Annotated in this window: 14 protein-coding genes and 2 tRNA genes; 8 read left to right on the forward strand and 8 right to left on the reverse strand. The window is 64.6% G+C overall.

Annotation, left to right across the window (positions count from 1 at the left end; translation table 11 throughout):
- Positions 1-61 precede the first annotated feature (61 nt).
- From PY310_RS11040 to bcp, 5 genes are all read right to left on the reverse strand, one after another.
- Entirely contained in the window at positions 62-1,564 is a 1,503-nt protein-coding gene (locus tag PY310_RS11040) for a malate:quinone oxidoreductase (protein WP_275214424.1), read from the reverse strand.
- 79 nt (positions 1,565-1,643) lie between these two features.
- On the reverse strand, positions 1,644-3,317 hold the full coding sequence (locus PY310_RS11045; RefSeq protein WP_419095472.1) for an ABC transporter substrate-binding protein: 1,674 nt from the start codon (positions 3,315-3,317) through the stop codon (positions 1,644-1,646).
- A gap of 187 nt (positions 3,318-3,504) precedes the next feature.
- Positions 3,505-4,197 (reverse strand): fasciclin domain-containing protein, encoded by a 693-nt coding sequence (locus PY310_RS11050; protein WP_275214425.1) that lies wholly within the window; start codon positions 4,195-4,197, stop codon positions 3,505-3,507.
- Positions 4,198-4,439: 242 nt separating this feature from the next.
- Positions 4,440-4,521: transfer RNA gene (locus PY310_RS11055), tRNA-Leu, on the reverse strand.
- 148 nt (positions 4,522-4,669) lie between these two features.
- A complete protein-coding gene (bcp, locus tag PY310_RS11060) occupies positions 4,670-5,143 on the reverse strand; it encodes a thioredoxin-dependent thiol peroxidase (RefSeq protein ID WP_275214426.1) in 474 nt (157 codons plus the stop codon).
- 95 nt (positions 5,144-5,238) lie between these two features.
- Here bcp and PY310_RS11065 point away from each other — a divergent pair, with 95 nt between their 5' ends.
- The 3 genes from PY310_RS11065 to PY310_RS11075 all read left to right on the forward strand — a co-directional run bounded on the left by PY310_RS11065 (position 5,239) and on the right by PY310_RS11075 (position 6,625).
- Entirely contained in the window at positions 5,239-5,694 is a 456-nt protein-coding gene (locus tag PY310_RS11065; protein ID WP_275214469.1) for a MarR family winged helix-turn-helix transcriptional regulator, read from the forward strand.
- A gap of 103 nt (positions 5,695-5,797) precedes the next feature.
- Positions 5,798-6,127 carry a HipA N-terminal domain-containing protein gene (locus tag PY310_RS11070; protein ID WP_275214427.1) on the forward strand — a complete coding sequence of 110 codons (330 nt, stop codon included), beginning with the start codon at positions 5,798-5,800 and terminating at the stop codon, positions 6,125-6,127.
- Between the two features lie 18 nt (positions 6,128-6,145).
- Positions 6,146-6,625, forward strand: coding sequence for a HipA domain-containing protein (locus PY310_RS11075; RefSeq protein WP_275214470.1), 480 nt, complete (start codon positions 6,146-6,148; stop codon positions 6,623-6,625).
- On the opposite strand, the gene PY310_RS11080 is transcribed toward PY310_RS11075, so the two are convergent.
- The 3 genes from PY310_RS11080 to PY310_RS11090 all read right to left on the reverse strand — a co-directional run bounded on the left by PY310_RS11080 (position 6,588) and on the right by PY310_RS11090 (position 9,140).
- Positions 6,588-6,663, reverse strand: a tRNA-Lys gene (locus PY310_RS11080). The two genes, PY310_RS11075 and PY310_RS11080, sit on opposite strands and share 38 nt — an antisense overlap.
- Positions 6,664-6,778: 115 nt before the next feature.
- Entirely contained in the window at positions 6,779-7,873 is a 1,095-nt protein-coding gene (locus tag PY310_RS11085) for a PQQ-dependent sugar dehydrogenase (protein ID WP_419095473.1), read from the reverse strand.
- Positions 7,874-7,928: 55 nt separating this feature from the next.
- A complete protein-coding gene (locus PY310_RS11090) occupies positions 7,929-9,140 on the reverse strand; it encodes a sunset domain-containing protein (RefSeq protein ID WP_275214429.1) in 1,212 nt (403 codons plus the stop codon).
- A gap of 278 nt (positions 9,141-9,418) precedes the next feature.
- Here PY310_RS11090 and ilvD point away from each other — a divergent pair, with 278 nt between their 5' ends.
- The 5 genes from ilvD (at position 9,419) to serA (ending at position 16,787) form a co-directional block, all read left to right on the forward strand.
- Positions 9,419-11,140 carry a dihydroxy-acid dehydratase gene (ilvD, locus tag PY310_RS11095; protein ID WP_275214430.1) on the forward strand — a complete coding sequence of 574 codons (1,722 nt, stop codon included), beginning with the start codon at positions 9,419-9,421 and terminating at the stop codon, positions 11,138-11,140.
- A gap of 378 nt (positions 11,141-11,518) precedes the next feature.
- Positions 11,519-13,426 carry an acetolactate synthase large subunit gene (locus tag PY310_RS11100; RefSeq protein WP_275214431.1) on the forward strand — a complete coding sequence of 636 codons (1,908 nt, stop codon included), beginning with the start codon at positions 11,519-11,521 and terminating at the stop codon, positions 13,424-13,426.
- Positions 13,427-13,428: 2 nt separating this feature from the next.
- Positions 13,429-13,941, forward strand: a complete 513-nt coding sequence (gene ilvN / locus PY310_RS11105; RefSeq protein ID WP_275214432.1) for an acetolactate synthase small subunit — start codon at positions 13,429-13,431, stop codon at positions 13,939-13,941.
- 105 nt (positions 13,942-14,046) lie between these two features.
- Complete coding sequence (gene ilvC, locus PY310_RS11110) at positions 14,047-15,072, forward strand: ketol-acid reductoisomerase (protein ID WP_320535902.1); 1,026 nt, start codon at positions 14,047-14,049, stop codon at positions 15,070-15,072.
- Positions 15,073-15,197: 125 nt separating this feature from the next.
- Positions 15,198-16,787, forward strand: a complete 1,590-nt coding sequence (serA, locus tag PY310_RS11115; RefSeq protein WP_275214434.1) for a phosphoglycerate dehydrogenase — start codon at positions 15,198-15,200, stop codon at positions 16,785-16,787.
- Positions 16,788-16,906: the final 119 nt, after the last annotated feature.

The following is a 16,906-nucleotide window of genomic DNA, read 5'->3' on the forward strand; positions in this document are numbered from 1 at the left end:
TGGTCTCCTGTGGGATTGACGAACTGCTGGAACCGGACCTGCCCGCCAGGCCGGCGATGCGTCAGGGGTGCGCGGGAACGCTTTCCAACTGCAGAGCCTTCGCTGTTGCCGCTTCGAGCTCGGCTGCCAGGTCCGGGTGCTCGTCAAGCTGCACGCCGTAGCCGGGCATCATGTCCTTCAGCTTGCCCTGCCAGCCCTTGAAGCTCTTCGGGAAGGCTTTCTGCAGCAGTTCGATCATGATGGGCACCGCAGTGGACGCTCCGGGGGACGCACCCAGGAGCGCTCCGATCGAGCCATCGCGGCCGGCGATCACTTCAGTGCCGAACTGCAGCACGCCGCCCTTCTTCGGATCCTTCTTGATGATCTGTACACGCTGGCCGGCGGTGATCAGTTCCCAGTCGCCGTCCTTGGCCTCGGGGTAGTACTCGCGCAGCGCCTCCACCTTGTCGCCATGGCGCTTGGCCACCTCTTTAATGAGGTACGCCGTGAGGTCCATGTTGTCCTTGGCCACGGCAAGCATCGGAATGATGTTGCTGGGGCGGATGGACAGCGGCAGGTCCAGGTAGGAGCCGTTCTTCAGGAAGTTCGTGGAGAAGCCGGCGTACGGGCCGAACAGGAGTGAACGCTTGCCGTTGACGTAGCGTGTGTCCAGGTGCGGTACGGACATGGGCGGGGCGCCCACGGAGGCCTGGCCGTAAACCTTGGCGCTGTGCTGGGCGGCGAGCTTCTCGTCGGTGCAGCGGAAAAACTGGCCGGACACGGGAAATCCGCCGTACCCCTTGCTCTCCGGAATTCCGGAGGCCTGCAGCAGGTGCAGTGCGCCGCCGCCCGCGCCGACGAACACAAACTTGGCATGGATCTTCCCATGCTCGCCGGAAGCGGGGTATTTCAGCGCAAGGTCCCAGCCGCCGTCGGACGCTTTGGTAATGCCGGTGACCTCGTGGCCGTAGTTGACCTCGACGCCGTTGTTGCCCAGGTAGGTGGTCAGCTCGCGGGTCAGCGCGCCGAAGTCCACGTCCGTGCCCTCAGCGGCCCGGGTGGCGGCGATCTGCTGCTTGGGGTCGCGGCCCTTGACGATCAGCGGAGCCCATTTGGCGATCTGGGCGTGGTCCTCGGAATACTCCATGCTCCGGAACAGCGTGTGGGGCTTGAGCGCCTCGTACCGGGTCTTGAGGAACTTGGTGTTGTTCTCGCCGATCACAAAACTCATGTGCGGGACCGTGTTGATGAAGCCCTTGGGAGAGCCGATCAGCCGTTCCTGCACCAAGTGGGACCAGAACTGGCGGGAGAGCTGGAACTGTTCGTTGATCAGCAGCGCCTTGGCGGGATTCACCGAGCCGTCCTTGGCCGCGGGGGAGTAGTTAAGCTCGCACAGTGCGGCGTGGCCGGTCCCGGCGTTGTTCCAGGGGTCGGAGCTTTCCAGGCCCGGCTGGTCCAGACGCTCAAACAGGGAGATGGTCCAGTTCGGCTCGAGCTGCTTGATGAACGCCCCGAGGGTGGCGCTCATGATGCCGCCGCCAATCAGTACGACGTCGGCATGTTGGGTCTTTGATATGAAGGTCACAATCAGTCTCCGATAGCAGCGGCTCTGGCTGTCACAGAATATCCCTGCCCGGCCCGCATACTGAAATTGGGCCCGGCCGTCAAGGCTTTAGCTGCACCTTCGTGAAAACTTCACTTAGTACGGGCGATGCCGGGTAGCTGCTGACGCGGTCCGAGAGGGCCAGGGCGGAAATGGGGAAGGCGATGGGAACGGCCGGGACGGTGGCCGCGATTTGGGCATTGATGGTGTGATATTGCTCGTCCCGCTCCTTGCCGGCGGGCAGCCCTCGGGCCCGGTTGATCTTGGAGAAGACCTGCGGGTCGTGGTATCCGAACTCACCGTTCTTCTCACCGAACAGGGGGCCTACGAAGTTTTCGGCGTCCGAGTAGGAGCCGTTCCAGCCGAGCAGGTGAAGCGCGTGGTCGCCCGGCGACTGGACCTTCTGGAGGTATCCGTCCGCCCAGTCCACCGGAACAGGCTTGATGTTAAACCCGACGGCGGTCAGCTGCCTGCTGAGTTCCGCGTAGATCTTCTCCGGGGTGGGAAGGTAAGGGCGGGTGGCGTTCAGCGGGTAGTAGAACCGGAGCTCTTCCCCGGCGTAGCCGGCTTCGGCGAGGTAGGCCTTTGCCTTGACGGGGTCGTGGCCCAGTTCCGGGGCTTCGTTATTGAAGCCGCTGATCTTGGGCGGGACAAACTGGGTGGCCTTGGCCGTGTTGTCGATAAAGAACTTGCGGATCAGCGTGTCTTTGTCGATCGCCAGTTCAACCGCCTGGCGGATCTTCAGGTTTTGCAGGATCGGGACTTCCTGGTTCATGCCCAGGTACATCACCGAGAACGGGTCGCGCTGGACAATCTGCATGCCCCGTTTGACGAGCTGATCAAAGTTCCCCACCGTGACGGCGTCGTACCCGTCAATTTTGCCGTCCAGCAGGGCCTGAAGCCGGGTCTGCGGGTGGTCGTAGGTCACAAAATTGATGGTGGCGATCTGCCCGCGCTCACCCCAGTAGCCCTTGTGGCTGACCAGGCGGACGCTGGTGTCGTCCCAGGCTGCCAGGCTGTACGGCCCCGTCCCAACGGGATTGGTGGCGAAGGCCGAGACGGGGTTGCTGTGCCTGGTCTGGTTGAGCACGTCCGCTGTGCCTGAGGCCAGGGCTGCGGGGGAGGCGATGGCGAACGCCGGCAGCGTCAGGGCTTGGAGGAACGCCGTAAACGGCTGGGTAAGGTCGATCCGGACGGTGTCCGGGGCCTCGGCGGTGCAGCTCTTGAAAATGGAGAGGGCTGCTTCGTCCGAATGCGCCTTGAAGACGCTCTTGAACGTAATGCCCGGCGCCTTGGCACGCAGTTCCGGGGAAAAGGCGAACCAGCGGTTGAAGTTCTGGCACACAGCATCGGCATTGAACGGGGTGCCGTCCTGGAACAAAACATCCGTGCGGAGCTTGAACGTGTAGCTGCGGCCTCCGTTTGAGTCGGTCCATTCGGTGGCCAGCAACGGGGTGGGCTTGCCGGTGGTTTGGTCAACTCCCACCAGGCCCTCCAGGATCTGCCTGGTGATCCGGTAGCTTTCCACATCGCTTGAGAGCGCCGGGTCCAGTCCCAAGGGCTGGGACGCCGTGCCGAACGTGAACGTTTCGGTGGGTTCCGCAGCCGGGGCGGAGGCATCAGGCGACGTGGACGACGGCGACGGCGAGGGGGTGCCGGTACAGGCCGTCAGGCCTAACGCCATAAAAACGGCGCTGGTCTTGAGGACCGTCCGCCGCGATGTACTGCTGGGCACTCGTCTATCACCTCTGGGCTGTTTCTGGCCGGCGTCGCCAAGTGCGGGCCAGGGACACAGTCTAATTGACGTGGCTTGATGCTCCCGGGAGCCCCCTTAACGCCCGCACGGCGGCCCAATACCGCCGGCAAGGCGGCGGCCCGTTCCTCCCGGATCGGACCGCCGCCTGTTGCCGCAGTGATGCGGGCTACTTGGGCATCAGCACCGAATCAATCAGGTAGACGGTGGCGTTCTTGGTCTTGACGCCGCCGCAGATGACGTTGGCGCCGTCCACCTGGAGCGCATTCCCGCTGCCGGTCACGGTGACAGAACCGCCCTGGACCGTGGCGTGGGTGCCCGCGATCTTGTCAGGGGTGATCTGGCCCGGGACCACGTGGTAGGTCAGGATCTTGCTCAGCAGGGCGTCGTCGGTCTTGAGGGTCTCGATGGTTGCCGGGTCAATCTTGGCGAAGGCGTCATCCACCGGTGCGAAGACCGTGAACTCGCCGCCGTTGAGCGTGTCCACCAGGTTGACTTTGGGGTTGAGCTTGCCGGAGACGGCAGCCGTGAGCGTGGTCAGGATGGGGTTGTTCGAAGCGGCGACGGCTACCGGGTCAAGGGCCATGCCGGCAACTGAGCCTGCGCCGGTGGGGACCTTCTCCGCGTAGCCGGCGCAGCCCGGGCCCACCAGGTTGGCGGCCGGATCCATGGCGGCGGCGCTGGCCGACTTCGACGGTGACGGTGCCATGCTGGACGGAGCCATGCTGGACGTCGACGGGGCAGCGGACGGGGCGGTGGAGCTCGATGCCGTGGTGCTTGAGCCTCCGCAGGCGGTAAGGCTCAGCAGGGCTGCAGCTGCAACGCCTGCGACGGTGAAGGTTGTGCGCTTAAGTGACTGCATTTCGGTTCTCCTTGATATTTGGTTTCTGCCGATTTCTTGCCTGCGGCAGGCATGTCGCCTGCCGCGTGACCTGTTCCGACTGTCGGGCACCTGCCCTTGGCTGGTGTCTCACGGGGTATTCGGACGGAGTTCCGGAATGGATGGGTGGATCGGAAAAGACTTCTCTGAGCGGGGCAGCTTTTGGCGGTCATGAGCTTAAATGCAAAGTTCCCGGGCCGTGGGGCCCGGGAACTGTGTCTGTGTGCGCAAGGGGGGACTTGAACCCCCACGCCCGAAGGCACAGGAACCTAAATCCTGCGTGTCTGCCAATTTCACCACTCGCGCGTGGCAGCCGACGTTGTGTCCCGCTCCGGCCAGCGTGCTGGACCGGTAGCAAAACGCACGACGGCGGATGCCAGCTTCCATTGTAGCCTCGGCCGGGTGCCCGTTCTGTCAGTCCGGGTGCCGCGGCGTCGTGGCGGAAGGTCTCCCCCTACGCGTCGAGGTTGAGGTCGCGGCGCAGTTTGGCCACGTGCCCGGTGGCCCGCACGTTGTATTGCGCCAGTGCCACCTTGCCGTCCGGATCAACCACAATCGTGGAGCGGATCAGTCCCTCGTAGGTCCGGCCGTAGTTCTTCTTTTCACCCCATGCCCCGTAGGCCTCGGCCACAGCATGGTCCTGGTCTGACAGCAGCGGAAAACTCAGTTCTTCCTTGGCGGCAAACGCGGCGAGCTTTTCCACTGGGTCGGGGGAGACGCCCAGGACGCGGTACCCGGCCGCGGTGAAGGAGGCCAGATTGTCGCGGAAGTCGCATGCCTCTTTAGTACAGCCGGGGGTAGCGGCCGCCGGGTAGAAGTAGACGATGGTGTTTGCGCCACGGCCCGACGCCAGGCTGACGTCCTGACCCGACGAATCCTTAAGCGTGAAGTCAGGCGCCATGGCACCGGTTATGAGTCTTTCAGCCAATGTTGATCTCCTTGTTACGGGCGGGACATTCCACCCTAGTAAGCGTCCGGAATCGATGGTAACCAGGCTTAGCTATACTTGCAGGTATGCCTGACATGGATCGCTGGCCCACTGGGCGCTTATTATCCACTGCGGCGCGCCTTGTGGAGCACTCGTGGAACGAGAAGCTCGGCGCCATCGGACTGACGCATGCCGGCGTCATTGCCATTGAAGTGCTCGCAGCCCAAGGGCCCATGACGCAGGCCCAGCTTGCCCAGTTCGTCCGGGTACAGGCGCAGACCATGGGAAAGACGCTCACGCGCCTGGAGGCGCACGGCCACATTGCACGCGTGCGCAGCACTTCGGACCGGCGCAGCCAGGTTGTGTCCCTGACGGACAGCGGCCGGGAGGCGGCGGTTGCCGCCGTCGAGATGGAACGGTCAGTGCTGGCCGCGGCCACTATCGATCCTGATCTTCTTCGGCGCGAACTCCAGGCTGTTGTCCGCGAACTTGCCAGCCAGTTCTCCTCACCGGCTGCCCGCGCCCTCGTGGACGGCGCCCCGCTCGGTTAGAGCCCGCACCTCGTTTCTGAATTATCATGCGGATTTAGCGTTGCCTCCTCATAGTTGGTTACCGCGGCGGCCAACGCGGTGGGCCTGCATCTCAGGGTCACCGATGACTGAGGATTTGCGCCGCCTTAAATTTGTGCGCAGCGCCGACGTCTACAAGGCCGGCAGGCTGGCCGGCCACCTGGAGAGGACTGAGCGCGGGAGTGTTGCCTTCTCCTACGCCACCGACTACCTCGTTTCGAGCGGCCCTCCCGTCAGCACCACCCTGCCCCTCGCCGCCGAGCCTGTGGAAACGGGCAGCGGGGCGCTGCCTGCCTTCTTCTCAGGGCTCCTGCCCGGGGGGCACCGGCTCACCGTGCTGAAGAACGCTGTGAAGACCAGCCTGGGCGACGAGCTCAGCCTGCTGCTGGCGGTCGGTGCACAGCGTCGTCACTGACCGGAACGGGCCGCCGGGATTGCTGGTGGAACGGTTCGACCGGCCCGCGCGGGGCAAGCGGAGTGGTCACCGGCATCAAAATACGCCGTGAGCTCTGTGGAAGTAGTGCTGGCGTTGGCCGGCTTATGCAAGGCCAGGGCCGTGGCCAGCAGGAATCTCTACCTGCAGTTCCTCTTCGCCTGGCTGACAGGAAACGGTGACCTGCACGCCAAGAACGCGGCGGTACTCGAGGGTCGGCGCGGCGGCTGGGTGGTGGCCCCCATGTATGCCCTTCACCGGGTCACCCTTGAGCCGCGCTATCCGGGAGCTGCGGCACCGCCGGGCACAGATGAGCGTCCAGCAGGAGCTCAGTTTCAGACCAGCGTTCGAGCGGGGACCAGTGTGTGGTTTCGGCGGGAGGAACTTTCGGGCAAAGCGAAACCCCGCCTTCTGGCTTGTGGCCATGAAGACGGGGTTTCCGTGGTGCACCCCCCGGGACTTGAACCCGGAACCCATTGATTAAGAGTCAATTGCTCTGCCAATTGAGCTAGAGGTGCATCTCTTTGCGGTGATCTCCATGGCTTTTTCTTTCCCGGTTGATCTCCGCAACGACATGAAACTCTACACGAACTTCCGGTGCATGTGAAATCGACGGAGCGCAGTGAGGGGCTGTCAGGCCGGCGGCGCCAGAATCAGTACAAAATCAGGGTTTTGGTTGTTGCTGAGCAGCCAAAATCCGCCCTCGGGGGTCCGGATGACATCCCGGATCCGGCCATACTCCCCTGTGAAATGGGACACAGGGGCGCCCGCATCCTCACCGCTCAGGGCAACGGTCCACAGCCGCTGTCCGCGGAGGGCCCCCAGGTATGCGGTGGAGCCGGCGATTTCCAGCCCGCTGGGTGAAGAATCCGCCGTCGAAGGCCAGACGACCTTGGCATCCAGGTACTCCTTGCGATGCGGCGCACCGGTCACGGCCGGCCACCCGTAATTCCCGCCAGGCAGGATGAGGTTCAGCTCGTCATTGACGTCGGGGCCGAATTCGCTGGCCCACAGCCGCCCTTCGCTGTCCCAGGCCAGTCCCTGGACGTTCCGGTGCCCGAGGCTGTAGACCGCGTTGCCGAACGGGTTGCCGGGGGCGGGCTTGCCGTCCGTGGTGATCCTGAGGATCTTGCCGCCGAGCGCGTTGGGGTCCTGGGGCTGCTCCCGGCGCTGCGAATCACCGGTGCCAACATACAAGTACCCGTCGGGGCCGAACCGGATTCTGCCGCCGTTGTGGGTTGTGGCTTTGGGGATGCCGGTGAAAACAATCTCCGGATCACCAAAGGCCAACGACCCGCCGGGTTTTTCTGTCAGTTTGGTCCTGGCGATCCGGTTGTCCTGAGGCGAGGTGTAGTAGAGGTACAGGTAGCCGTCGGCGGCAAAGGCGGGGGAGAGGGCAAGGCCGAGGAGTCCACCTTCGCCGGCAGGGCTGACTCCCGGGACCCGGCCGATGGTGGTGGCGTGGTCGTCCTTCACGGCCTTGAGCAGCGCAGTTTCACGCTCAGAAATGACGGCCGTGCCGTTCGGCAGGAATACGGCGGCCCAGGGAATGTCGAGCTGCAGGTCGAGGCGTTTGAGGACCGCCGGAGCGGCAGCAGCGCCCGTGGCATGGCCGCCCTGGCCGCCCGCCGACGCAGGGGCCGTGCCGGTGGGCTCACTGCCGCCTGTCGGGGTGCCGTTTCCGTTCCCGGTGCATCCGGACAGCAGCAGTGCGGCGCACAGCGCCATCGCGCCGGAACGGAACCCGGCGGTCCGGGCTGTCCGCCCCCGTCCTGCGGCGTGGTCAGAGGCGCGTCCGCCGGGGCGGCCGGAACCCCGCAGCCTCTGCATGGGCCTCGGACTCGAACCAGACATCTGCCGTGGTCTGCTCATAGTCGGGGTGCCCTTCCTCGTAATAGACCATCGCGCGGGCGTCACCCTTGACCGCGTAGTCTGCAGGTCCCCTGCCGTCAGGGCCCGGCGAGGCGGAGCCGGCGCCGTAGGGCTGCTCCGCCGCGAGGTGGCCGATTGGTTCGGCGGCAGGTTCGGCGGCAAGTTCCGCGGCGGGCTCGTGGCCCGCAGGAGATGCCCTGTGCGTTCCGGGTTCGTTGCCCGGCGCCGCCTGCCCGGGCACGGTGGCTGAATCATGGCCCGCGGGGCCGGCCGGCAGATCGCTCGTCAGCTCGTCCGCCGCCGCAGTCTCGGCTCCCGGAAGCGTGGGGGCATGCGGGTCTGTGTACTCCGAGTGGTGGACGTAGTGGGTGCCTTCGGTTGTTTCCGGGGCTAACTCCGGCGAGGCAGCCGGTTCGGCAGGCACCGGTTCAGTCCGCGGTGAGGCTGCGGAGCCGGCGGCTGCAGCGGCAGCGGCAGCACCGCCGGCAGCGCCTCCACTCAGGCCGGTCGCCGCCGGGTGGGCCGAGCCGCCGGTTTCTGACCACTGCGTTTCCCACTCATCCTCGGCCTGGCGGCCTGTGGCTCCCGCCCCGGCGGCGGCAGCCTCGGGGGCGATTGGCCCGCCCTGCCTGGAAGGCTCTTGGCCGGCTGCTGAATCTTCAGCCTCGCGGTGTTCCGCGGCGACCGGCATATCTGCCTCAGCCGCGGAGGCCCCGCGCTCCGGGGTTTCTGCTGCCAGGGAGTCCTTTGCAGTGCTGGCCTCGCGCCCTCCACCAACGTTTCTTTCGCCGGCGGAGTCCGATGCCACGGCGGATGTCCCGGCGGGCTGGTGGCCGGAAGTATCGGACGGCACCAGGTCCTCCTCGGCCGTGGTGGGCGGCGTGGGTTCCGCAGGGGCGCCAAAACCTGCGGCACCGGGAAGGCCGGTGGTGCCGGCAGCTTCCGCTGAGGCCGCAGCGCTTCCGCCGGACAGGGCGCCCTCTGCCCGCCGGGCCGGCATGCCGCCCTGAGCCGCGCCGCCCTGAGCCGTGCCGCCCTTATCCGAAGAGTTGCTTCGGTTCAGCAGCCACCACACAATGCCGACAATCAGCACAATCACAATGATCCAGAAGACAATATCCACAGCTGGGCCTTTCAGTCCGGATGGCATGGTTGCCGTTTCTTGACGGTACGTCGGTGCGAACAGGACTGTCTAGGTCGCTGCGAGGAGAGGGCGCCGGTTCAGCGACGGCCCACGTCCCCCGGCCGTTCCCCTCTGCCTCCCGCCGGGAACACGGAGGCACGCGCGAGTCTCAATATTTGAGACTCCTGTCCACAGTATGGTCGAAATATTCATGGAATCGGCCCAAAACGGGGGATTTTGGTCTTCCGCATTGGCGCGGGAGTCATAGACTTTGAGCCATGAGCGCCGACGCCCCAGCAACAACTAAGAACAAGCCCGACATCAAACCCCGCAGCCGGGTGGTCACCGACGGCATCCACGCTGCCCCGGCGCGTGGCATGTTCCGTGCCGTAGGCATGGGCGATGATGATTTCGCGAAGCCCCAGATCGGCGTTGCCAGTTCATGGAACGAGATCACCCCCTGCAACCTCTCCCTTAACCGCCTCGCGCAGGGCGCCAAGGAAGGCGTCCATGCCGGCGGCGGGTTCCCCATGCAGTTCGGCACCATCTCCGTCTCCGACGGCATCTCCATGGGCCACGAAGGCATGCATTTCTCCCTGGTCTCACGCGAAGTCATCGCCGACTCCGTTGAGACCGTTATGCAGGCAGAGCGGATCGACGGTTCGGTCCTGCTGGCCGGCTGCGACAAGTCCCTGCCCGGCATGCTGATGGCGGCCGCCCGCCTGGACCTGGCCAGCGTCTTCCTCTACGCCGGCTCCATCATGCCCGGCTGGGTCAAGCTCGAGGACGGCTCCGAAAAGGAAGTCACCCTCATTGATGCCTTCGAAGCAGTGGGCGCGTGCGCCGCTGGCAAGATGAGCATGGAGGACCTCACCCGCATCGAAAAGGCCATCTGCCCGGGTGAAGGCGCCTGCGGCGGCATGTACACGGCCAACACCATGGCCTGCATCGGTGAGGCCCTCGGCATGTCCCTGCCCGGCTCCGCCGCTCCGCCCTCGGCAGACCGCCGTCGTGATGAATTTGCACGAAAGTCCGGCGAGGCGGTTGTTAACCTGCTCCGCCTGGGCATCACGGCCCGTGACATCCTGACCAAGGAGGCGTTCGAGAACGCCATTGCCGTCACCATGGCCTTTGGCGGCTCCACCAACGCGGTCCTGCACCTGCTCGCGATTGCCCGTGAGGCCGAGGTTGAGCTGACCCTTGAGGACTTCAACCGCATCGGCGACAAGATCCCCCACCTGGGCGACCTGAAGCCGTTCGGCCGCTACGTGATGACCGACGTCGACAAGATCGGCGGCGTGCCCGTCATCATGCGCGCACTGCTCGACGCCGGGCTGCTGCACGGCGACTGCCTCACCGTCACCGGCAAGACCGTGGCCGAAAACCTGGCAGCCATTAACCCGCCGGACCTCGACGGCAAGATCCTGCGCGCCATGGACAACCCGATCCACAAGACCGGCGGCATCACCATCCTGCACGGTTCCATGGCGCCCGAAGGCGCCGTGGTCAAGAGCGCCGGCTTCGACGCCGACGTTTTCGAAGGCACCGCCCGCGTGTTCGAACGTGAGCAGGGCGCGCTGGACGCGTTGGACAACGGCAAGATCCAGGCCGGCGACGTCGTCGTCATCCGCTACGAAGGCCCCAAGGGCGGTCCGGGCATGCGCGAAATGCTCGCCATTACCGGCGCCATCAAGGGCGCCGGGCTGGGCAAGGACGTCCTGCTGCTGACCGACGGCCGCTTCTCCGGCGGCACCACCGGCCTCTGCATCGGGCACGTCGCGCCGGAAGCAGCCGACGGCGGCCCCATCGCCTTTGTCAAGGACGGTGACCGCATCCGCGTGGACATCGCAGCACGGTCGTTCGACCTCCTGGTGGACGAGGCGGAACTCGAGGCCCGCAGGGTGGGCTGGGAGCCGCTCCCGGCCCGGTATACCAAGGGTGTGCTCGCCAAGTACGCCAAGCTCGTGCACAGCGCCTCCACCGGCGCCTACTGCGGCTAGCACTTTCCGCTGGCCCGCCCCTGGCTGCGGGGTGGGCCCAACTAGGTAGCAGCAAGTGTCGTTTTGGGCACTCAAAACGACATCTGCTGCTACCTGGTTGGGGGACGTGGCCAATTGGTGGACAATGAAGTCCATATGGTGAGATGTGTACCACCCCCGTTGACATGCATCTCACTCAGAGGGAAAACTGACTGCATGATCGCAACCGTTACCGTCGGCACCGCTTTGGGTGTATCCGTCGTCCTTACCAAGCGCGTGGCAGCATAGCCCGACTGGTAACGTACCGTCACGCGCAACCCCTCGAAGAGCCACCAGGCTGAGGGGTTTTTTTATTTTCCGCAGTTCCGAGAAAAACAATGATCCACAAGGAAGAGTCCGATGAGCAAAGGATCGCCGATCAGCCCCTCGCTGATGGCTACCAAGTCCGCTGGAGCCCCCAAGGCTCCGGAACGTGCCGACAAAACGGCTGACCACGCCGCCGTCGTCACCGACCTTGCTGCTGTCTCTCCTGTCCTTGGGCCGAACAACGTTGTACCCCCAACGGTGATGACCGGCTCAGAAGCTATTGTCCGTTCGCTCGAAGAACTCGGCGTGGACGATATTTTTGGTTTGCCCGGTGGCGCGATCCTGCCTACCTATGACCCCTTGATGGCCTCCAGCATGAATCACGTTCTGGTCCGTCACGAACAGGGAGCCGGCCACGCCGCGCAAGGCTACGCCATGGTCACCGGGCGGGTGGGGGTTTGCATTGCCACCTCCGGCCCCGGTGCCACCAACCTCGTTACCGCCATCATGGATGCCCACATGGACTCCGTACCGCTGGTGGCCATCACCGGCCAGGTGTCCAGCGGTGTGATCGGCACCGACGCCTTCCAGGAAGCCGACATTGTTGGCATCACCATGCCGATCACGAAGCACTCGTTCCTGGTGACCGACCCCAACGACATCCCGCACGTCATGGCCGAAGCCTTCCACCTGGCCTCCACCGGACGTCCCGGTCCGGTGCTGGTGGACGTGGCCAAGGATGCCCAGCAGGGCCAGATGACATTCTCCTGGCCGCCGAAGATTGACCTCCCGGGCTACCGGCCGGTCACCCGCGGGCACAACAAGCAGGTCCGCGAAGCGGCCAAGCTGATTGCTGCTGCCAGCAAGCCGGTCCTGTACGTGGGCGGCGGAGTGGTCAAGGCCCACGCGTCAGCAGAACTCCGCGCCCTGGCCGAACTGACAGGCGCTCCGGTTGTCACCACGCTGATGGCCCGCGGCGTCTTCCCGGACTCCCATCCGCAGCACGTGGGCATGCCGGGCATGCACGGCGCGGTGTCCGCCGTGACAGCCCTGCAGCAGTCGGACCTCCTCATCACCCTCGGGGCACGGTTTGATGACCGCGTGACCGGCGTGCTGAAGACGTTCGCGCCCCATGCCAAGGTGATCCACGCCGACATCGATCCCGCGGAGATCTCGAAGAACCGCGCGGCCGATGTTCCGATTGTGGGTTCGGTCAAGGAAATCATCCCCGAACTCACCGAAGCCCTCCGTTCCCAGTTCGAAGCGGCAGGAACCCCTGACCTCACCACCTGGTGGGCTTTCCTTAACAACCTCAAGGAAACCTACCCGCTGGGCTGGACCGAACCGGATGACGGACTTACGGCCCCCCAGCGCGTCATCGAACGCATCGGCGCGCTGACCGGCCCGGAAGGCATTTACGTCGCCGGTGTGGGCCAGCACCAGATGTGGGCGGCCCAGTTCATTAAGTACGAGCGCCCGCACGCCTGGCTGAACTCCGGCGGCGCAGGCACCATGGGTTACGCCGTACCGGCTGCCATGGGCGCCAAGGTGGGGGAGCCGGACCGGGTGGTCTGGGCGATCGACGGCGACGGCTGCTTCCAGATGACCAACCAGGAACTGGCCACCTGTGCCATCAACAAGATCCCCATCAAGGTTGCCATCATCAACAACTCCTCACTGGGCATGGTCCGTCAGTGGCAGACGCTCTTCTACGAGGGCCGCTACTCGAACACGGACCTCAACACCGGCCATGAGACAGCCCGGATCCCCGACTTCGTCAAGCTGGCGGACGCCTACGGCTGCGCTTCATTCCGCTGTGAACGGGACGAGGATATCGATGCAACCATTCAGAAGGCACTGGAGATCAATGACCGTCCCGTGGTCATCGACTTTGTGGTGAGCCCCGATTCGATGGTGTGGCCGATGGTCCCCTCCGGAGTGAGTAACGACCAGATCCAGGTTGCCCGCAATATGACCCCGGAATGGGAAGAGGAGGACTGAGCATGACCCGCCATACACTGTCTGTTCTGGTTGAAGACAAGCCCGGTGTCCTGACGCGCGTCGCGAGCCTGTTCGCCCGCCGCGCCTTTAACATCAACTCCCTGGCCGTGGGCCCGACGGAAGTCCAGGGCATGTCCCGGATGACCGTCGTCGTCGACGCCGATGGTGACCTGATTGAACAGGTCACCAAGCAGCTCAATAAACTGGTCAACGTGATCAAGATCGTTGAGCTCACCCCCGAATCTTCCGTACAGCGTGACCACATCCTGGTCAAGGTACGTGCGGATGCCGCAACTCGTCTGCAGGTGACCCAGGCTGCAGACCTGTTCCGTGCTTCAGTGGTTGACGTCTCCACCGACTCCGTGGTCATTGAAGCAACAGGCCACCCCGAAAAACTCACGGCGCTGCTTTCAGTGCTTGAGCCTTTCGGCATCCGCGAAATTGTACAGTCCGGCACCCTGGCCGTTGGACGGGGATCCCGCTCCATGAGTGACAGGGCCTTGCGCAGCGCATAGCAATGGCAAGCAGGTGGAGCCCGCTCCGCTTGCCGCGCAAAGCCCGTGCATTACCGCACCACAGACTATTTACACCAGAGAAACCACTCAAAAGGAGTTACGCAAGTGACTGAAATGTTTTACGACGACGACGCCGACCTGTCCATCATCCAGGGCCGCAAAGTCGCCATCGTCGGCTATGGCTCACAGGGCCACGCCCACGCGCTGAACCTGCGCGACTCGGGCGTTGAGGTTGTCATCGCCCTCAAGGAAGGCTCCTCCTCGATCGCGAAGGCACAGGATGCCGGCTTCACGGTCAAGACCGTGGCCGACGCCGCCGAGTGGGCCGACGTCATCATGATCCTGGCTCCGGACCAGCACCAGCGTGCCATCTTCAACGACTCCATCAAGGACAAGCTGACCCCCGGCAAGGCCCTGGCCTTCGCCCACGGCTTCAACATCCGCTTCGGTTACATCAAGGCCCCTGAAGGCGTTGACGTCATCCTGATCGCACCGAAGGCGCCCGGACACACTGTCCGCCGCGAATTCGAAGCCGGCCGCGGCATCCCGGACATCATCGCCGTCGAGCAGGACGCCACCGGATCCGCTTGGGACCTGGCCAAGTCCTACGCCAAGGCCATCGGCGGAACCCGCGCCGGTGTCATCAAGACCACCTTCACCGAAGAGACCGAAACCGACCTCTTCGGCGAGCAGTCCGTCCTCTGCGGCGGCGTGTCCCAGCTGGTCCAGTACGGCTTCGAAACGCTGACCGAAGCCGGCTACCAGCCGCAGATCGCCTACTTCGAGGTGCTTCACGAGCTCAAGCTCATCGTCGACCTCATGTGGGAAGGCGGCATCGCCAAGCAGCGCTGGAGCGTTTCCGACACGGCCGAGTACGGCGACTACGTCTCCGGCCCGCGCGTCATCACCCCCGAGGTGAAGGAGAACATGAAGGCTGTCCTCGCGGACATCCAGAGCGGTGCTTTCGCCAAGCGTTTCATCGAGGACCAGGACAACGGCGGCGTCGAGTTCAAGGCACTGCGCGCCAAGGCTGAGCAGCACCCCATCGAGGAAGTCGGCCGCGAGCTGCGCTCCCTCTTCGCCTGGCAGCAGCAGGACGCTGACTACGTAGAAGGCTCGGCAGCCCGCTAAGGCTGCTCTGCCGGCACCCCGCAGGGTTGCCATCGTGAGGCCGGGTCCACTTAACAATGTGGGCCCGGCCTTTCCGTCCGCCTAGACTTGTTCCATCCCAAGGACTGCAACGCAGAGGATCACCCGTGTCAAAACCCGTAGTACTGCTCGCCGAAGAACTATCGCCCGCCACCGTCGAGGCCCTGGGCCCGGACTTCGAGATCCGCCAGACAGACGGCTCGGACCGCTCCCAGCTGCTTTCCGCCATCGTGGATGTGGACGCGATCCTGGTCCGTTCCGCTACCCAGGTGGATGCCGAAGCCATTGCCGCGGCCAAGAACCTCAAGGTCATTGCCCGCGCAGGCGTAGGCCTGGACAACGTGGACATCAAAGCCGCCACCCAGGCCGGCGTGATGGTGGTCAACGCGCCCACCTCGAACATTGTTTCCGCCGCAGAACTGACCGTGGGCCACATCCTGAGCCTTGCCCGCCACATTCCGCAGGCCAGCGCCGCCCTCAAGGAGGGCGAGTGGAAGCGGTCCAAGTACACCGGAATTGAGCTGTACGAGAAGAAAATCGGCATCATTGGGCTCGGCCGGATCGGTGCCCTCGTGGCGGCCCGCCTGAAGGGCTTTGACACCAAGATCCTCGCCTATGATCCCTACATCACCTCCGCCCGTGCCGCCCAGCTGGGCGTGCAGCTGGTCACCCTGGATGAGCTCCTGGCACAGTCGGACTTCATCACCATCCACATGCCCAAAACACCCGAAACGGTGGGCATGCTGGGGGGTGAGGCGTTCAAGAAGATGAAGAAGACCGCCTACGTTATCAACGTCGCCCGCGGCGGACTGGTGGACGAGGAAGCGCTCCACGCTGCCCTGAAGGACGGCGAGATCGCGGGCGCCGGCGTCGACGTTTTCGTCAAGGAACCCAGCACCGACCTGCCGTTCTTCGAAATGGACAACGTGGTGGTCACGCCTCACCTGGGTGCCTCCACCGACGAAGCCCAGGAGAAGGCCGGCGTCTCGGTGGCCAAGTCCGTGCGGCTGGCCCTGGCCGGCGAACTGGTGCCCGACGCCGTGAACGTGGCCGGCGGCGTCATCGCCCCGGACGTCCGGCCCGGCATCCCGCTGATCGAAAAGCTCGGCCGCATCTTCACCGCGCTCACCCACGCCTCACTGACCCAGTTCGACGTGGAGGTGGCGGGCGAAATCTCCTCCCTCGACGTCAAGGTCCTGGAACTTGCCGCCCTGAAGGGCATCTTCGCGGATGTCGTGACCGAGCAGGTGTCCTACGTCAACGCGCCCGTCATCGCCGAGCAGCGGGGCATCAATGTCCGGCTGATCACCACCCCGGACACGGAGTCCTACCGCAACGTCCTGACCCTTCGCGGAGCCCTCAGCGACGGCACCCAGATTTCCGTCGCCGGCACGCTGACCGGTCCCAAGCAGGTCCAGAAACTGGTTGGCATCAACGGGTACGACATCGAGATCCCCATCAGTGAGCACCTTGTGGTGGTCTCCTACTCCGACCGCCCCGGCGTGATCGGAACCATCGGCCACATCCTGGGCATGAACAACATCAACATCGCCGGCATGCAGGTGGCCCGGCAGGACGAAGGCGGCCAGGTTCTCGCCCTGCTGACCATCGACTCGTCCGTCCCGCAGCAGGTGCTGGATGCCATCAAGGCCGGCATCGGCGCCGAAATGGTCCGCGAAGTCGATCTCGAAGACTAAGAGCATCACGAAGGTGAACAACGCGTGACCGGAGCTTAGCCCGGCCACGTATGATTGGCCGGTCTGCTTACAATGGCTAGGTCCTCTTTCAGGACAGCGCCGGCAGACCGGCCAATACT

The sequence above is a fragment of the Pseudarthrobacter naphthalenicus genome, from assembly GCF_029076445.1.
In the GTDB taxonomy this organism is placed as follows: Bacteria; Actinomycetota; Actinomycetes; order Actinomycetales; family Micrococcaceae; genus Arthrobacter; species Arthrobacter naphthalenicus.